Raw genomic sequence first — 13,590 nt, 5'->3', positions numbered from 1 at the left:
CTAGGTTTCAGCTATCAAGGTTGAATAACCTGTCTAGCGATGCCCACACGGTGCATATTGGCGGTAGTACCGCTGAAGGTATCGAAGCTCTGCGCGTTGGTCTACTGCTTTCACTCCCACGGCGATATGTAATCGACGCTTGATTGATCACTTTCTCGTCTATCAAATTGCGACAAAAAGTCGTTAGACAGGCAGCCAGAAAACCCCTCATTTTATAGGCGTAGCAGGATGTGGCCCCACCTCCTGCTTTTTATACCGCCAATAGAAAACACGCCCCTTGCTTATATAGCAAGAGACTGAAGGAGGACGCATGACCATCTCACTACATGCCTTTATCCAGACCCTAGAAATTCAGCGTATTCCCGCTTCTACACGTCAGCTGGTGCAGGCTAGCCTGCTAGACATTCTCGGCGTTGCGGCGGGCGCTTTCCGCAATTCGACAAGCCAACGTATCCAGCAATACGCCGTCAGTCACTACCCTGCTACTGACCTTTGTAGCCGTATTCTTTTTGACGGGAGGGCAGTCCATCCACTGGGCGCGGCTTGGGCAGGTGGGTTCTGTATCGACAGCCTGGATGCTCATGAAGGCCATTTCACTTCCAAGGGCCATGCTGGCGCCACAGTCGTACCTGCCCTTCTGGCACTGATAGACGCTTACGAACAGCAGGGGCGCACTATCAGTGGCCTGGAACTCTTGACCATCTTGTGTATTGGCTATGAAGCGGCTCTTCGAGCAGGTACTGCACTGATGGCGACAACCCCGGAGTATCATGCCTCGGGAGCGTTTTCTGGGATTGGGGTGGTCTGCGGTGCGGCCCGACTACTGAAGCTAGACGAAACCTCGTTTCGCCATGCCTTGGGTATAGCCGAATATTTCGCACCTCGCTGTCCAATGATGCGCCTTATTGATCACCCGACCATGCTGCGCGATGCCCACGGCGCCGGTGCCTACGCTGGGATTAACGCAATCCTGCTGGCCTGTGCTGGAATTACCGGTGCGCCTGCTACGACAGTTGAGTCAGGCCTGACGGCCAATTATTGGGAGGACCTGGGCAGTCGCTGGGAAATCGATGCGCAATACTTCAAACCGTGGCCGGTTTGCCGTTGGGCTCAGCCCGCTTTGACGGCAATGACCAAATTACTTGATCAGCATTCGCAGATTCGCGGTGAGCGGATCGATAGCATTGAGGTTGAGACGTTTCATGAGTCAATGCGCTTGCAGGGGCACTTTCCTCAGACGCCTGACGAAGCGCAATATGCGTTGGCCTTTCCTCTGGCGGCACTAATCGCACGCGGTCAGGTAGGTCCTGCAGAAGTCACCGAGGAGGCGATTCAAGCCGCGGATATTCTTAACGTAAGTCGGCGTATCATCATTCGGGAAGCACGCGATCTTTCAGATCGTTTCCCTGAGGAGATTCTTTCCCGGGTAACGGTCACGCTGACCAGTGGCGAGCGTTTTGAGAGCCCCACCACCGCGGCAAAAGGCGACCCAGCGACCGCCATGACGCCTGACGAGCTGAGCGCAAAGTTCCACCGACTCTCCGCGCCCAGTCTGCCCAAAACGGTGCGGTATGCCATCGAACATGAGATAGCGCAGTTGCCCACTCGCAGCCACTGCCAAGGACTGTTTGACCTTCTCTATGCCCAATCAGTAAAGCCACGCACGACGCCTACAGCCGTTGGCTCAGCCAAGTAGTCGCCCAACCTACATTGCACAAATGAACTGCCCTTTTTGGCAATGATTGCCTTCACTGATGAAGAACTATTTTAATTGGCTGCTGCAGCACGTTATTTTCTATTTACCTAATATGGCCATCAGATTAAAAGTGGCTTCGACACCATTTCCGATGAATCAAACGGCCGTTTTATTAAGATGCAACTAATTATGACAAACCCGATGATTTAGCCGCTAATAAATAGTCAGTGTGCTAATTCACGCCCCATGCTTCTTCATAACTTAAGGTTATCGTTCTTCCAGAGAAAAAGTCGATTCCCCGCGAAGAGCTTCCTACCTAGACTCGAAGGTAAGCACAAAGCTGTTAAACAAATATTTCTAACCTAAAACAGCGTTAGACAGCAAAAGACCGTTTCGCTGACATCGACAAGCGGCTTCGCTTGACTTTAAAACAGGCGTAGCGAAAGTAAATGAGGAGCTGGAAAATTGGCTAACAATAAAACGCTTGGCTTCGTCCAACAACGCAAACCACAGCATGCACTTCCCCGTGAGCTATACCGCGATGATGGCACTTACCGTGATGACTTAGCACAGATATGGCATAAAGAGTGGATATTTGCAGGCCATACCTTCGAGGTAGAAAAAGCGGGTCAGTACTTTACCCTCCAGATTGGTGACTATCCGATTGCTATCGTTCGCGGTAACGACGGTGAAATACGTGCGTTCCATAACGCTTGTCGTCATCGCGGCTCGAAAGTGTGCCAGAGCGCCAGCGGCAAAGTAGCCAAGCTTGTCTGCCCCTATCATAAGTGGACGTTCGGACTGGATGGTAAATTACTTTACGCTGGCAATATGGGCGAAGATTTCAATCCTCAGGACCTGCCGCTGAAGACAGCACACTGCGCCATCATGAACAGCTACATCTTCGTGTGTGTAGCCGATGAGCCACCGGCAATCGAGCCCTTCCTGGAGGCACTAAAGCCGTTCATAGAGCCGCATAAGCTCGACAACTGCAAGGTTGCCTATGAGTCTAATCTGATCGAGCGCGGCAACTGGAAGCTAGTGTTTGAGAATAATCGCGAGTGTTATCACTGTGACGGCTCCCACCCCGAGCTTTTGAACTCGTTTGTGGAAAACTTAGCAGTTGCAGGCGTGGCCGGTGATGATGACCCTGAGCTGCTGGCGTTTTGGGATCGCTGCGAATCAGCAGGATTACCCAGCCGCCTGAAGATGGATGTTAATGGCCAGTTCCGAATGACGCGTATCCCCCTTACCGAGCGAGCCGTGAGCTACACAATGGATGGCAAGCCCGCCGTCGCCAAGCGACTCGACAAAAGTGGCCTGGATAATATCGGCGCACTTTTATACTTCTACTATCCCTCGACCTGGAACCACTTTCTAGGCGATCACGCGCTAAGCTTCCGCGTGCTCCCCATAGGACCAGATGAGACGCTGGTAACAACTAAGTGGATCGTCCACAAGGACGCCCAGGAAAGTATTGATTACGACATTGAAAATCTTACCAAAGTCTGGCTGGCGACCAACGACCAGGACAGAGCACTAGTGGAAGGTAGCCAGGCAGGTATTCAATCACCCAGTTATGAACCAGGCCCCTACTCATCCGTCGCGGAGAATGGCGTTTGCCAATTTGACGACTGGTATTGCGAAACCATGGAGCGCAAGTTGACTACTTAAGGTCAGTCCAGCAGGTGGATGCTAATGCGACTACTCATTCACCTGCTTATTTAGCCTCATTAGTAACCGTTCGCATAAATAGGCCACCATTATCGCCTGAACAAGAATAGCGAGTTAAGCGATCGCCTTAAAAAAATTGCTGACCAGTTAACTACGTTTATAACAACCATCAATCAACACTTATATTCGTAAATAACTTCCAGTATCAGCTTAACCAATAAACATATAAGAGGTTTAAGATGAACACTGACGATGAAATTTTATCGGTCAAAAACATCTATAAGGTGTTTGGACCGAGACCCGAAGAAGCAATGGCCATGCTGGATAATGGCGCCGAAAAAGATGAGATCTTCGAAAAGACAGGCCACGTCATCGGGGTATTTGATGCAAGCTTCTCGGTAAAACGCGGCGAGATCTTCGTCATCATGGGACTATCCGGCTCGGGAAAATCAACCATGGTGCGGCTGTTTAACCGGCTCATCGAACCCACCTCAGGCAGTATCTACCTAAACGGAAATGAAATTACCGGTTTATCGGACAAGGAGCTACTTACCGTTAGACGACAAGACATGAGCATGGTGTTTCAGTCATTTGCCCTAATGCCACATATGACTATTCTGGAAAACGCGGCCTTTGGGCTAGAAGTCTCTCATGTTGAAGAAAATGAGCGTAACCGACGAGCATGTGAGGCGCTCTGTCAGGTGGGGCTATCGGGGCACGAATATAGCTACCCTCATCAACTTTCAGGCGGTATGCAACAGAGGGTCGGATTAGCCCGAGCTCTCGCTAACGACCCTGACATCCTGCTGATGGATGAAGCCTTTTCAGCCCTTGACCCACTTATCCGCACCGAAATGCAAGACGAGCTAATCCGTCTTCAAGCCGAGCAGCAGCGCACGATCATTTTTATTTCCCACGATCTGGATGAAGCGATCCGTATAGGCCACCGAATTGCGATAATGGAAGGAGGCCGTGTCGTTCAGGTAGGCACTCCACTGGAGATTCTCAACAACCCCGCCTCTCCCTATGTAGAAGCTTTCTTCAAGAGCGTCGACTCCTCCAGGATTCTGACCGCGGGCGACTTGGCCTATTTTCAGTCCGATATTGTGGTGAAGCAACCTGCAAAATCGCTTGAGCAGCCAGCACCTTTCGCCTACCTCACAGACAGCCAACAGCGCTTTGTCGGCCTCATTGACAGCAGCAACACTTCCCAGGGAAGCGTGCCGCAAACAATCTCCCTGAGTGATTCTTGCTTTGTGTCATCCACGACGCCGTTGCATGAAGTATTGGGGCTGGCAGCAGCAGTGCCTTACCCACTTCCCGTGGTGGCCGCCGATGGCACACTGCAGGGCATCCTTTCAAAGGACACCATTCTGAAATCGCTCAGCCGTCACTGAACCAAACAACGATATAACAGGGCAGGTAGACACTATGTCAGAACTACTTCTTGATCCGTTTCAGATCCTCCAAATCCCCCTTGGGGAGTGGGTAGAAGCTAGCTTGCAGTACCTTGTCAGCAACTTTCGAGATGTGTTCCGCGCTGTACGCTGGCCTATCGATCAAGTGCTCAACGGTATCGAAAGCATTCTTCAATCCGTGCCGCCTACCATCGGCATCCTGCTTGGCTCACTGCTGGGCTGGCAGATCGCCGGTCGGAGAATGGGTGTGTTCTGTGCCATTACGCTGATCATGCTCGGGCTGATCGGTGTCTGGAGCGAGTCGATGACCACACTTTCACTGGTGCTAACCGCCGTCTTCTTTTGCGCTTTGCTAGGCGTTCCACTGGGCATAGTTTGCGCCCGCCATGACCGGCTAGAAAAGCTTGTCCGGCCGGTACTCGATGCCATGCAGACCCTGCCGGCCTTTGTCTATCTAGTGCCTGTAGTCATGCTGTTCGGAATCGGTAACGTGCCGGGAGTGCTGGTCACTATCGTCTTCGCACTGCCGCCATTGGTTCGCCTCACCAACCTGGGGATTCGCCAGGTACCAGCCGACAAGATTGAGGCCGCGCGGGCATTTGGCTGCACCCCGTGGCAGATGCTGAAACGAGTCCAGCTACCTCTGGCTACACCCACCATCATGGCAGGGCTCAACCAAACGCTCATGCTGTCGCTCTCCATGGTGGTCATAGCTTCAATGATTTCCGTAGGTGGCCTAGGACAAATGGTACTGCGCGGTATTGGTCGACTGGATATGGGCCTTGCCACTGTAGGGGGGGCAGGTCTTGTGCTACTCGCTGTCTTCCTAGATCGCCTGACCCAGGCCATGGGTGAACGCAGTGCAGTGGCGGGTGATCCGCGCCGCTGGTATCACAAGGGGCCACTGGGGGTCGCTCTACGGCTATTCGGCATACGCCCCATTGTGTCTCAAACCGAAATCAAGAAGCTTAAGAAAGCGTAAAACAATGGCGTGAACATGCGCCTTCGATAATAACAGGAGCTATTTGATGAAACTCATCTCTGCACAACGCAAATTACGCTGGACTTACCCTGCAGTCATTTCGACTATCAGCTTGCTGGCCGTCTCCATCGTCAGTGCCAACGATGATCAACCTGGCGAAGGCATCACCGTCACACCTATCTTCCCCTCCATTGCCGAAGAGCACTTTCGTGGCGAGATCGCTCGTATCGGATTAAGCGAGCTGGGCTACGAGGTTGAACAGGCAAGAGAGACCGACTACCCCACAATGATGATGGCCCTCTCCTACAGAGATGCTGACTTTACCGTACACCTTTGGGACAACCTCCACGCCAACTTCTACGAGCGAGCGGGCGGCGACGATACAATGATGAAGGTAGGTAATATCATGGAAAACGTCATTCAGGGGTACTTGATTGATATCAAGACCGCCCTTGAGCACGACATTACCTCGCTTGAGGATCTGAAGAACCCGGAGATCGCCGCACTTTTCGATACCAACGGTGATGGCAAGGCAGATTTAACGGGCTGCAACCCAGGTTGGGGTTGTGAAATGACCATCGACCACCACCTCGAAGCCTACGACCTGGAAGATACCGTCACACAGAACCGTGGTTCCTACTTTGCCTTGATGGCTGACACTATGACGCGCTACGAACAGGGCGAGCCGATTCTCTACTATACTTGGGTTCCACAGTGGGTTTCCGCGGAGCTTGTTCCTGGCGAGGACGTTATGTGGCTAGAAGTGCCCCGCACCGACCTACCCGATGGTAGCAATGACGCCAACACCATGCACGAGGGTAAGAATATCGGTTTCGCTGTTGATAACGTCAAGGCTGTGATGAACAAAGAGTTTGCCGAGGAGAACCCTCCAGCACGTACGTTCCTCTCGCTTTTAAACATCACCACCGATGACGAAAGCGCGCAGAACCTGCTAATGCAGAACGGCGAGAACAGCAGCGATGACATTCGCCGCCATGCCCAACAGTGGGTAGAGAATCACCGCGAACAGTTCGACATGTGGATCAATCAGGCGCGGAACGCCGAATAGTTGCTATCTAAAATGGTTACCCATGCCCGCCCATAGGCGGGCATTTTATTGGCTAATCACTTGAAAACTTAATATTTAACTTTCAATACACCATTACATTAACCGATACCCGCCACTCTTTAATCATCTATCTCCTCCAGCCAAATAATCATAACTTTTAGTCATTGAAACTTAGTAAAAAAGGTTTCTTTTTAAGTTAAGAAGGCGTGTTTATTCTCTGACAACGATCTGGTGGTTATTAAACGTTTCTAAGCGTTTTCATACTCCCCCTTTTCCTACAACAATGCGGCTTACAATAAGGTAATTATTATGAACTTCGATGGTATCTGGACACCAGTTGTTACTCCCTTTGCTGATGACAACTCCGTTGATCTCGACAAGCTGGGAAGCGTTATCGACACACTGATTGACCAGAAAGTCAGCGGCCTCATCATTGGTGGCACGACCGCCGAGTATTACGCACTGAGTAAGAACGAGCGTAAGCAAACACTTAGCTACGTAGCCAAACACGTTCAAAAACGTCTTCCCATCATGGCCGGCATCAACGCCACCACCACCGACGAGTGTCTGGAGCTAGGCCAGCATGCCAAAACAGTTGGCTACAATGCCCTTTTAGTCGCCGCGCCCTACTACTGCCAGCCTACTCAGGATGAATTGCTGGCTCATGTCCGCTACATAGACGGCGAACTGGATATGCCCATCATGCTCTACAACTTCCCCGACCGTACGGGAACGCCTATGAGTATGGAGTTTATCCAGGCGCTGAACGATCGCCCTAACATCCAAGCAATTAAAGAAAGCACCGGTTCCATTGACCGGATGCATGCCCTGGCAACCGAATTTACTGACCAGCTCCAACTTAGCTGCGGTATGGATGACCAAGTGCTTGAGTTCTTCACCTGGGGGGCGCGCAGCTGGGTAGCGGGTGCTTCCAACTTCCTAGCGCCAGAGCACGTCGCTCTTTACCAGAAGTGCGTTGTCGAGCAGGATTTTGTAACAGGTCGTGAACTAGCTGAACGTATCCTGCCGCTGCTGAACCTGCTTGAGCAGGGAGGCAAGTTTTGCCAGTACATCAAGTATGGCTGTCAACTCGCAGGCCTCCCGGTTGGTCCGGCACGCCGCCCGCTGCTTCCACTCACTGACGAAGAGAAGACTACGTTCAAGAACGCATACGAAACGTTAGTAGCTTACCGCCGCTAAGCCATCGTTGGTGGAGAACTCACTATGCAGCTCCCATGCAATATAATTCCCCAAGATGATGGCCGTTGCGGTTGGTACGAAAGCCTACCAGCACCAGCGCCAGCCATACCGCTTCAGGGCAATGTGAAGGCTGACTGGGTCGTATTAGGCGCAGGGCTAGCGGGGTTGGCGGCGGCTCGTCGCTTGGCCGAGCTGCAGCCAGATAAACAAATTGCGCTAATAGAGGCACGCCGCGTTGGATTTGGCGCAGCGGGGCGTAATTCAGGCTTCATGATTGATTTACCCCATGATCTAACATCGCATAGCTACACTGGCGCCCGGGAAGCTGACTTTCGACAAATTTGCCTTAACCGGGGCGCCATCGATTTTATGCGCAATATAGTCACGCGCAACAACATCGAATGTGACTGGCAAGAAAATGGCAAGCTTCATGGAGCAGTAGAACCCCACGGTATCAAGGCACTTGAAGCATTCGCTAAAGGACTGAGTGCACTTAATGAGCCATATGAGCAGCTTGATGGCGAAGCCATGAAGCGACTTACCGGCACTTCCTTTTACAAAGCCGGGCTTCACGCTCCTGGTGCGGTTTTGGTTCAGCCAGCAGCGCTGGCTAGAGGTTTAGGCGCAACCCTCCCCGAAAATGTTCAACTGTACGAAGATAGTCCGGTGCGCAATATCCAACTAGCAGCTATACATACTCTGGCTACCGATCAGGGGAAGATAACAACACCCAAGCTAATTCTAGCTAATAACGCTTATGCCGCACAGTTCGGCCAGCTGGGTCTTAAGGGGCGCATTCTGCCTGTCTATACCTACGGCAGTTTGACTCGTCCTTTAAGTGCTGAAGAGCAGGCCACACTGGGCGGAGAAGAGCGTTGGGGACTGATTCCCGCCGACCCTATGGGAACCACGGTCAGGCGTCTTGGCAACGGTCGTATCTGTATTCGCAACTCGTTCACCTACAATCCCAGTGTGAGCGCCAGCGCTCAGCGCTTAAAGCGCGCCCTAGCCTCCCATCAGCACTCCTTTGAAAAGCGTTTTCCCATGTTGCCAAAGGTCACCCTGGAATACACCTGGGGCGGTGCTCTGTGCGTATCTCGTAATGGCGGCGCACCTTTCGGTCAGATCAGGCCAGGTGTATTCAGCGCTCTATGCCAGAACGGTCTGGGACTAACCCGGGGAACCATTTCAGGGAAACTGATTGCCGAATACGCGCTTGGTGTCCAAAGCGAGCTACTTGACTATATGTTGCTACAGCCACAACCCCAATCAAATCCGCCTGAACCAATACTGGGAATTGGGGTGCGATCCACACTTGCTTGGAAAGAGTGGCAAGCCGGTACTGAGCGTTAATATCGCTAATAGAGAGGAGAATAACAATGTCCGATGTTTTGACAAAAGAGACTATTCAGCAGCAGGTTGCACAATTAGAGTATCGTCGTTTAGCGTTTATCGATGGCCAGTTCGTCCCGGCTCAATCGGGAGAGCAGTTTGATACGTTAAACCCTGCTACCGGCAAAGTGCTTACCCAAATCGCCTCTTGTGATGCCAAGGATGTAGACCTTGCAGTTAAGGTTGCCCGACGGGTATTCGAAAGTGGTGAGTGGTCCCGGCTGGCGCCGGCTGAGCGTAAGACGATCCTCATCCGTTTTGCCGAAAAGATTGAAGAGCACTGTTTCGAACTAGCAATACTAGAGGCACTTGAAGCAGGCAAGCCGATCAGCGAATGCTATAACGTCGATATTCCGGATACGGCGAACACCATTCGTTGGCACGCTGAAGCCATCGACAAGTTGTACGACGAAGTAGCCCCTACCGGAAAGGATAACCTAGCCATTATCACCCGCGAAGCCATTGGTGTTGTCGCAGCGGTGCTGCCTTGGAACTTCCCAGCCATGATGGTGGGCTGGAAACTTGGCCCGGCATTGGCAACAGGCAATAGTGTGATCCTAAAACCCTCGGAGCTAACCTCACTAAGTACGCTACGTATAGCAGAACTGGCTCAGGAAGCAGGCATTCCCAGCGGCGTTCTAAACGTCGTGCCGGGGCTTGGCCATACGGCGGGCAAAGCAATTGGCCTACACCCAGATATCGATCTAGTGGCATTCACCGGTTCAACCGCTACCGGACGCCGCTTTCTGGAGTACTCAGCCGCCAGCAACCTAAAGCGTGTGGTGTTGGAATGCGGCGGTAAGAACCCACAGATTGTTATGCAAGACAGCGGTGATGTTAACGTTATCGCCAGCAATGTTTTGGCTGCTGCCTTCTGGAACATGGGAGAGAACTGCTCGGCGGGTTCGCGCCTGATCGTCCACCGCTCTGTAAAGGCCAAGCTGCTTGAAGCAATGCTCAGCCTGCTCGACAAGGAGTGGGCACTAGGCGACCCAATGGATCCGTCAATACAGCTAGGCGCCCTGGTAGAACAGGCGCACCTGGATAAGGTGATGGGACATATAGAGAATGCCAAGGCAGAAGGCCTAAAAGCGATTGTCGGTGGTGAGCGGGTCAATCAGGAGAGCGGCGGCTACTTTATTCCCCCGACAATTTTTGATGATGTGCCGGCTGATGCTTCGATCGCTAAGGATGAAATATTTGGCCCCGTATTAGCTATCATCCCTTTCGATACCGAAGAAGAAGCCATCCGTATTGCCAACGATACCTGCTACGGGTTGGCAGCATCGCTCTGGAGCGAAAATCTGAATACAGTTTATCGCCTATCGTCGGCTATTCGTGCCGGTACAGTATCGGTCAACTGCTTCTCTGAAGGCGATATTACCACGCCCTTTGGCGGGTATAAGCAGTCTGGCTTTGGAGGGCGCGATAAGTCAATCCACGCCCATGACCAATATTGCGAGTTAAAAACAACCTGGATTCAGCTATCTTAATTATTATTAACCAATGCACCAAGTAGTCGTTGTCTGTCGCTTCTACTGGCTGGAAGCGGCAGGGCCGCCTGAGGAATAACAACATGACCAGCTTTAACAGCTCTGATTATCTCAACCCGGTTAATACGCAAACGTGGACCAATGGGCGCCATCTTGTTCGCTGTTTGAAAGTGACCCAAGAAACGCGCGACGTCCGGACATATTGCTTTAGCCTTCAGCAACCAGTGCTGTTCTTCTTCAAACCAGGTCAGTTTGTAACGCTGGAACTAGAGATAGAGGGCGAGCAGTTGATGCGCTCCTACACGATCTCCAGTGCTCCTTCGATTCCTTACAGTTTTTCAATCACAGTCAAGCGAGTTCCAGGTGGCATTGTATCCAACTGGATTCATGACAACCTCAATGAAGGCGATCTGATTCCAGTTCATGGACCTGTCGGACAGTTCAACTGTATCGATTATCCTGCCGAGAAAGTGCTCTTTCTTTCTGGCGGTGTTGGTATCACGCCGGTAATGTCGATGGCACGCTGGTTTTTCAACACTAATGCCGAAGTCGATATGGTGTTTGCCCATAGCGCACGAACACCCAGCGATATTATCTATCGTGCCGAACTCGACTACATGTCAACGCGTATCGAAAATTTCAAGCTGCACCTAATCTGCGAGCAGAGCGAAACTGGGCAGGTATGGAGTGGCTATCGGGGTTTGTTGAACCGGGATATGTTGCAGCTTATTGCTCCCGATTTCAAAGAGCGCGAAATTTTCTGCTGTGGCCCTACCCCGTACATGGCCGCCATTCAACAGCTGCTTACCGACGCTGGGTTTGACTTTACCCATTACCACGAAGAATCATTTGGCGCGACTCCGCCGTCCGATATCGCCGCCGCCGAGGAACAGGCCGAAGGAGCGGCCGAGGTGGAGGAAGTAGATATCGATAGCCATTGGGTTACGTTCCAGGAGTCAGGCAAGTCGATCCAGGTTCCCAAAGGCACCATGCTTCATGAAGCAGCTGCTATCGTCGGATTGACGATTCCCAAGGCTTGCGGCATGGGCATTTGCGGCACATGTCGGGTGAAAGTTACCTCGGGTCAAGGAGAGATGAATCACAATGGCGGCATCAGTGATGAAGAGATCGAGGAAGGATATGTGCTTAGCTGCTGTACGAGCGTGACAGAGAATGTAGAAGTGGACTGTTGAAGCTTTTTCCTACATCAGACTGAATCACAGCATCTGATCCGACACTGATAGAAGCAAAACGGCGCCTAATCAGCGCCGCTTTTCTGTCACCGCATCAACACTCAATGGCATTGTGCTCAATGCAGGATACCTGAACCAGCCCATCCACCGAGTCACAGGTCAGAACCGGCTTATACTCAAGACACTGTCTTCATTAACCGCCAAAGCAAAGACATTGACCCAACCTATGGCCGAGAACGTCGGGGCAAGCAGGCAGGCAGGCAGGCAGGCAGGCAGGCAGGCAGGCAGGCAGGTGTTATATTCGGCAACGTGCTGATGCTAGTCGCGATTCATGTATTATCAGTGAGAATATTACATTGACTGATAAACCAGTGACGGAAAAGCACCAGAGTTTCATCGTCCTCCTTGTCTTCACGGTAGGTCAAATAGTGCCGCGTTCCCTCTAAAACCAGCTCCTTTTCGACGGGCTTAATCAATCGCCCACTCTCAACTAGGTGCCCAACCAAATGGTTCCAGCCTAGTACAACACCTTGGCCGCCAAGAGCCATCTGTATCAACATATTGTAATCATTAGCATTAAATGTGTGTATAGCTTCTCCTGAACGCCGATCTACACTCATTTTATGGATAGCCAACCAAGTCTCCCAGTTAACATGCTCAGCTAGTTGAGAACGTCCATAAGGGGTTAGGTTAAGCAGTACTCCGTTACGCAGCCCCTCTAGCGTCGTTAATGTCGGATTTTCTGCTAAGTAGGTAGGAGTACACACCGGATAAATCACATCATGAAACAAAGGAATACTGCGGTATCCTTCACGCATTTTCTGCATTTTAGTAATGAATATATCAGGATGAACACCCGGCTCCATCGTTAAAAAGTTTTCGGTTGATACCAGTTGGAGATCAATATCAGGATGGCTATTAAAAAAGCCTGGCAAACGGTGTGATAGCCAAAGTGACGAGAAGGCTGGCGAACAACAGAGAACCAAGGAGCGTCTTGTTGGTGACGACTGATGATTACGAATACGGTCTGTCGCTTGAGCAATGTTCAAAAATGAGAGCTGGACAGCATCAAAAAAAATAGCTCCTGATGGTGTTAGCTCAATTGAGCGACCAACACGATTGAATAGATCGGTTCCAAGAAAGCCCTCCAACTCTCTGACTTGGCGGCTAATGGCGGCTTGGGTAACGCACAACGATTCAGCAGCTCGAGTGAAGTTCTGGTAGCGCGCGGCAGCTACGAAAGACTTGACCGCTGTCAATGATGGCATCTTAATAAGTGTTTGATCAGGCTCAGTATGTTTAGTCATATTTAGAGAGCGCATGATACTTTGTTAGCTTTTTCATTGAACAAACCCTTGTGATCAAATGTGATCCATCTAGATCACCTATAGAACAATCACCCTACCTCAAAACTTGAGATGGCAACAGATGAATCTTCCACTACGAATATAATAATCGTGGGGAGCGGCAAAA

10 protein-coding genes are annotated in these 13,590 nt (G+C 51.3%); 9 read left to right on the top strand and 1 reads right to left on the bottom strand.

All coding sequences use genetic code 11. The annotated features are described in order from the left end of the window. Positions 1–310: 310 nt before the first annotated feature. The 9 genes from IR195_RS09835 (at position 311) to IR195_RS09795 (ending at position 12,117) form a co-directional block, all read left to right on the top strand. A complete protein-coding gene (locus IR195_RS09835; protein WP_241006826.1) occupies positions 311–1,696 on the top strand; it encodes an MmgE/PrpD family protein in 1,386 nt (461 codons plus the stop codon). 465 nt (positions 1,697–2,161) lie between these two features. Then, complete coding sequence (locus IR195_RS09830; protein ID WP_206049646.1) at positions 2,162–3,370, top strand: aromatic ring-hydroxylating oxygenase subunit alpha; 1,209 nt, start codon at positions 2,162–2,164, stop codon at positions 3,368–3,370. Between the two features lie 239 nt (positions 3,371–3,609). Continuing rightward, on the top strand, positions 3,610–4,767 hold the full coding sequence (locus IR195_RS09825) for a quaternary amine ABC transporter ATP-binding protein (RefSeq protein WP_241006825.1): 1,158 nt from the start codon (positions 3,610–3,612) through the stop codon (positions 4,765–4,767). Between the two features lie 34 nt (positions 4,768–4,801). Then, on the top strand, positions 4,802–5,770 hold the full coding sequence (gene proW / locus IR195_RS09820) for a glycine betaine/L-proline ABC transporter permease ProW (protein WP_206049645.1): 969 nt from the start codon (positions 4,802–4,804) through the stop codon (positions 5,768–5,770). A gap of 46 nt (positions 5,771–5,816) precedes the next feature. Next, positions 5,817–6,839 (top strand): glycine betaine/L-proline ABC transporter substrate-binding protein ProX, encoded by a 1,023-nt coding sequence (gene proX / locus IR195_RS09815; protein WP_206049644.1) that lies wholly within the window; start codon positions 5,817–5,819, stop codon positions 6,837–6,839. 309 nt (positions 6,840–7,148) lie between these two features. Next, a complete protein-coding gene (locus IR195_RS09810) occupies positions 7,149–8,039 on the top strand; it encodes a dihydrodipicolinate synthase family protein (protein ID WP_206049643.1) in 891 nt (296 codons plus the stop codon). Between the two features lie 24 nt (positions 8,040–8,063). Further along, complete coding sequence (locus IR195_RS09805; protein ID WP_206049642.1) at positions 8,064–9,392, top strand: NAD(P)/FAD-dependent oxidoreductase; 1,329 nt, start codon at positions 8,064–8,066, stop codon at positions 9,390–9,392. Between the two features lie 26 nt (positions 9,393–9,418). Continuing rightward, on the top strand, positions 9,419–10,924 hold the full coding sequence (locus tag IR195_RS09800; RefSeq protein ID WP_206049641.1) for an aldehyde dehydrogenase: 1,506 nt from the start codon (positions 9,419–9,421) through the stop codon (positions 10,922–10,924). A gap of 83 nt (positions 10,925–11,007) precedes the next feature. Further along, positions 11,008–12,117, top strand: a complete 1,110-nt coding sequence (locus IR195_RS09795) for an FAD-binding oxidoreductase (protein ID WP_206049640.1) — start codon at positions 11,008–11,010, stop codon at positions 12,115–12,117. Positions 12,118–12,446: 329 nt separating this feature from the next. Here IR195_RS09795 and IR195_RS09785 read toward each other — a convergent pair whose 3' ends face one another. Continuing rightward, entirely contained in the window at positions 12,447–13,424 is a 978-nt protein-coding gene (locus IR195_RS09785) for a LysR substrate-binding domain-containing protein (protein ID WP_206049639.1), read from the bottom strand. Positions 13,425–13,590: the final 166 nt, after the last annotated feature.

Origin of the sequence: Vreelandella venusta (assembly GCF_015689495.1) — a bacterium.
GTDB lineage: Bacteria > Pseudomonadota > Gammaproteobacteria > Pseudomonadales > Halomonadaceae > Vreelandella > Vreelandella venusta.
This window is presented reverse-complemented; position numbering and strand designations above follow the sequence as displayed.

What these genes read in the sequence shown, in the direction of transcription:
- IR195_RS09835 (WP_241006826.1), top strand. Translation starts at nt 311, where the DNA reads ATGACCATCTCACTACATGCCTTTATCCAGACCCTAGAAATTCAGCGT.
- IR195_RS09825 (WP_241006825.1), top strand. Translation starts at nt 3,610, where the DNA reads ATGAACACTGACGATGAAATTTTATCGGTCAAAAACATCTATAAGGTG.
- proW (WP_206049645.1), top strand. Translation starts at nt 4,802, where the DNA reads ATGTCAGAACTACTTCTTGATCCGTTTCAGATCCTCCAAATCCCCCTT.
- proX (WP_206049644.1), top strand. Translation starts at nt 5,817, where the DNA reads ATGAAACTCATCTCTGCACAACGCAAATTACGCTGGACTTACCCTGCA.
- IR195_RS09810 (WP_206049643.1), top strand. Translation starts at nt 7,149, where the DNA reads ATGAACTTCGATGGTATCTGGACACCAGTTGTTACTCCCTTTGCTGAT.
- IR195_RS09805 (WP_206049642.1), top strand. Translation starts at nt 8,064, where the DNA reads ATGCAGCTCCCATGCAATATAATTCCCCAAGATGATGGCCGTTGCGGT.
- IR195_RS09800 (WP_206049641.1), top strand. Translation starts at nt 9,419, where the DNA reads ATGTCCGATGTTTTGACAAAAGAGACTATTCAGCAGCAGGTTGCACAA.
- IR195_RS09795 (WP_206049640.1), top strand. Translation starts at nt 11,008, where the DNA reads ATGACCAGCTTTAACAGCTCTGATTATCTCAACCCGGTTAATACGCAA.
- IR195_RS09785 (WP_206049639.1), bottom strand. Translation starts at nt 13,424, where the DNA reads ATGACTAAACATACTGAGCCTGATCAAACACTTATTAAGATGCCATCA.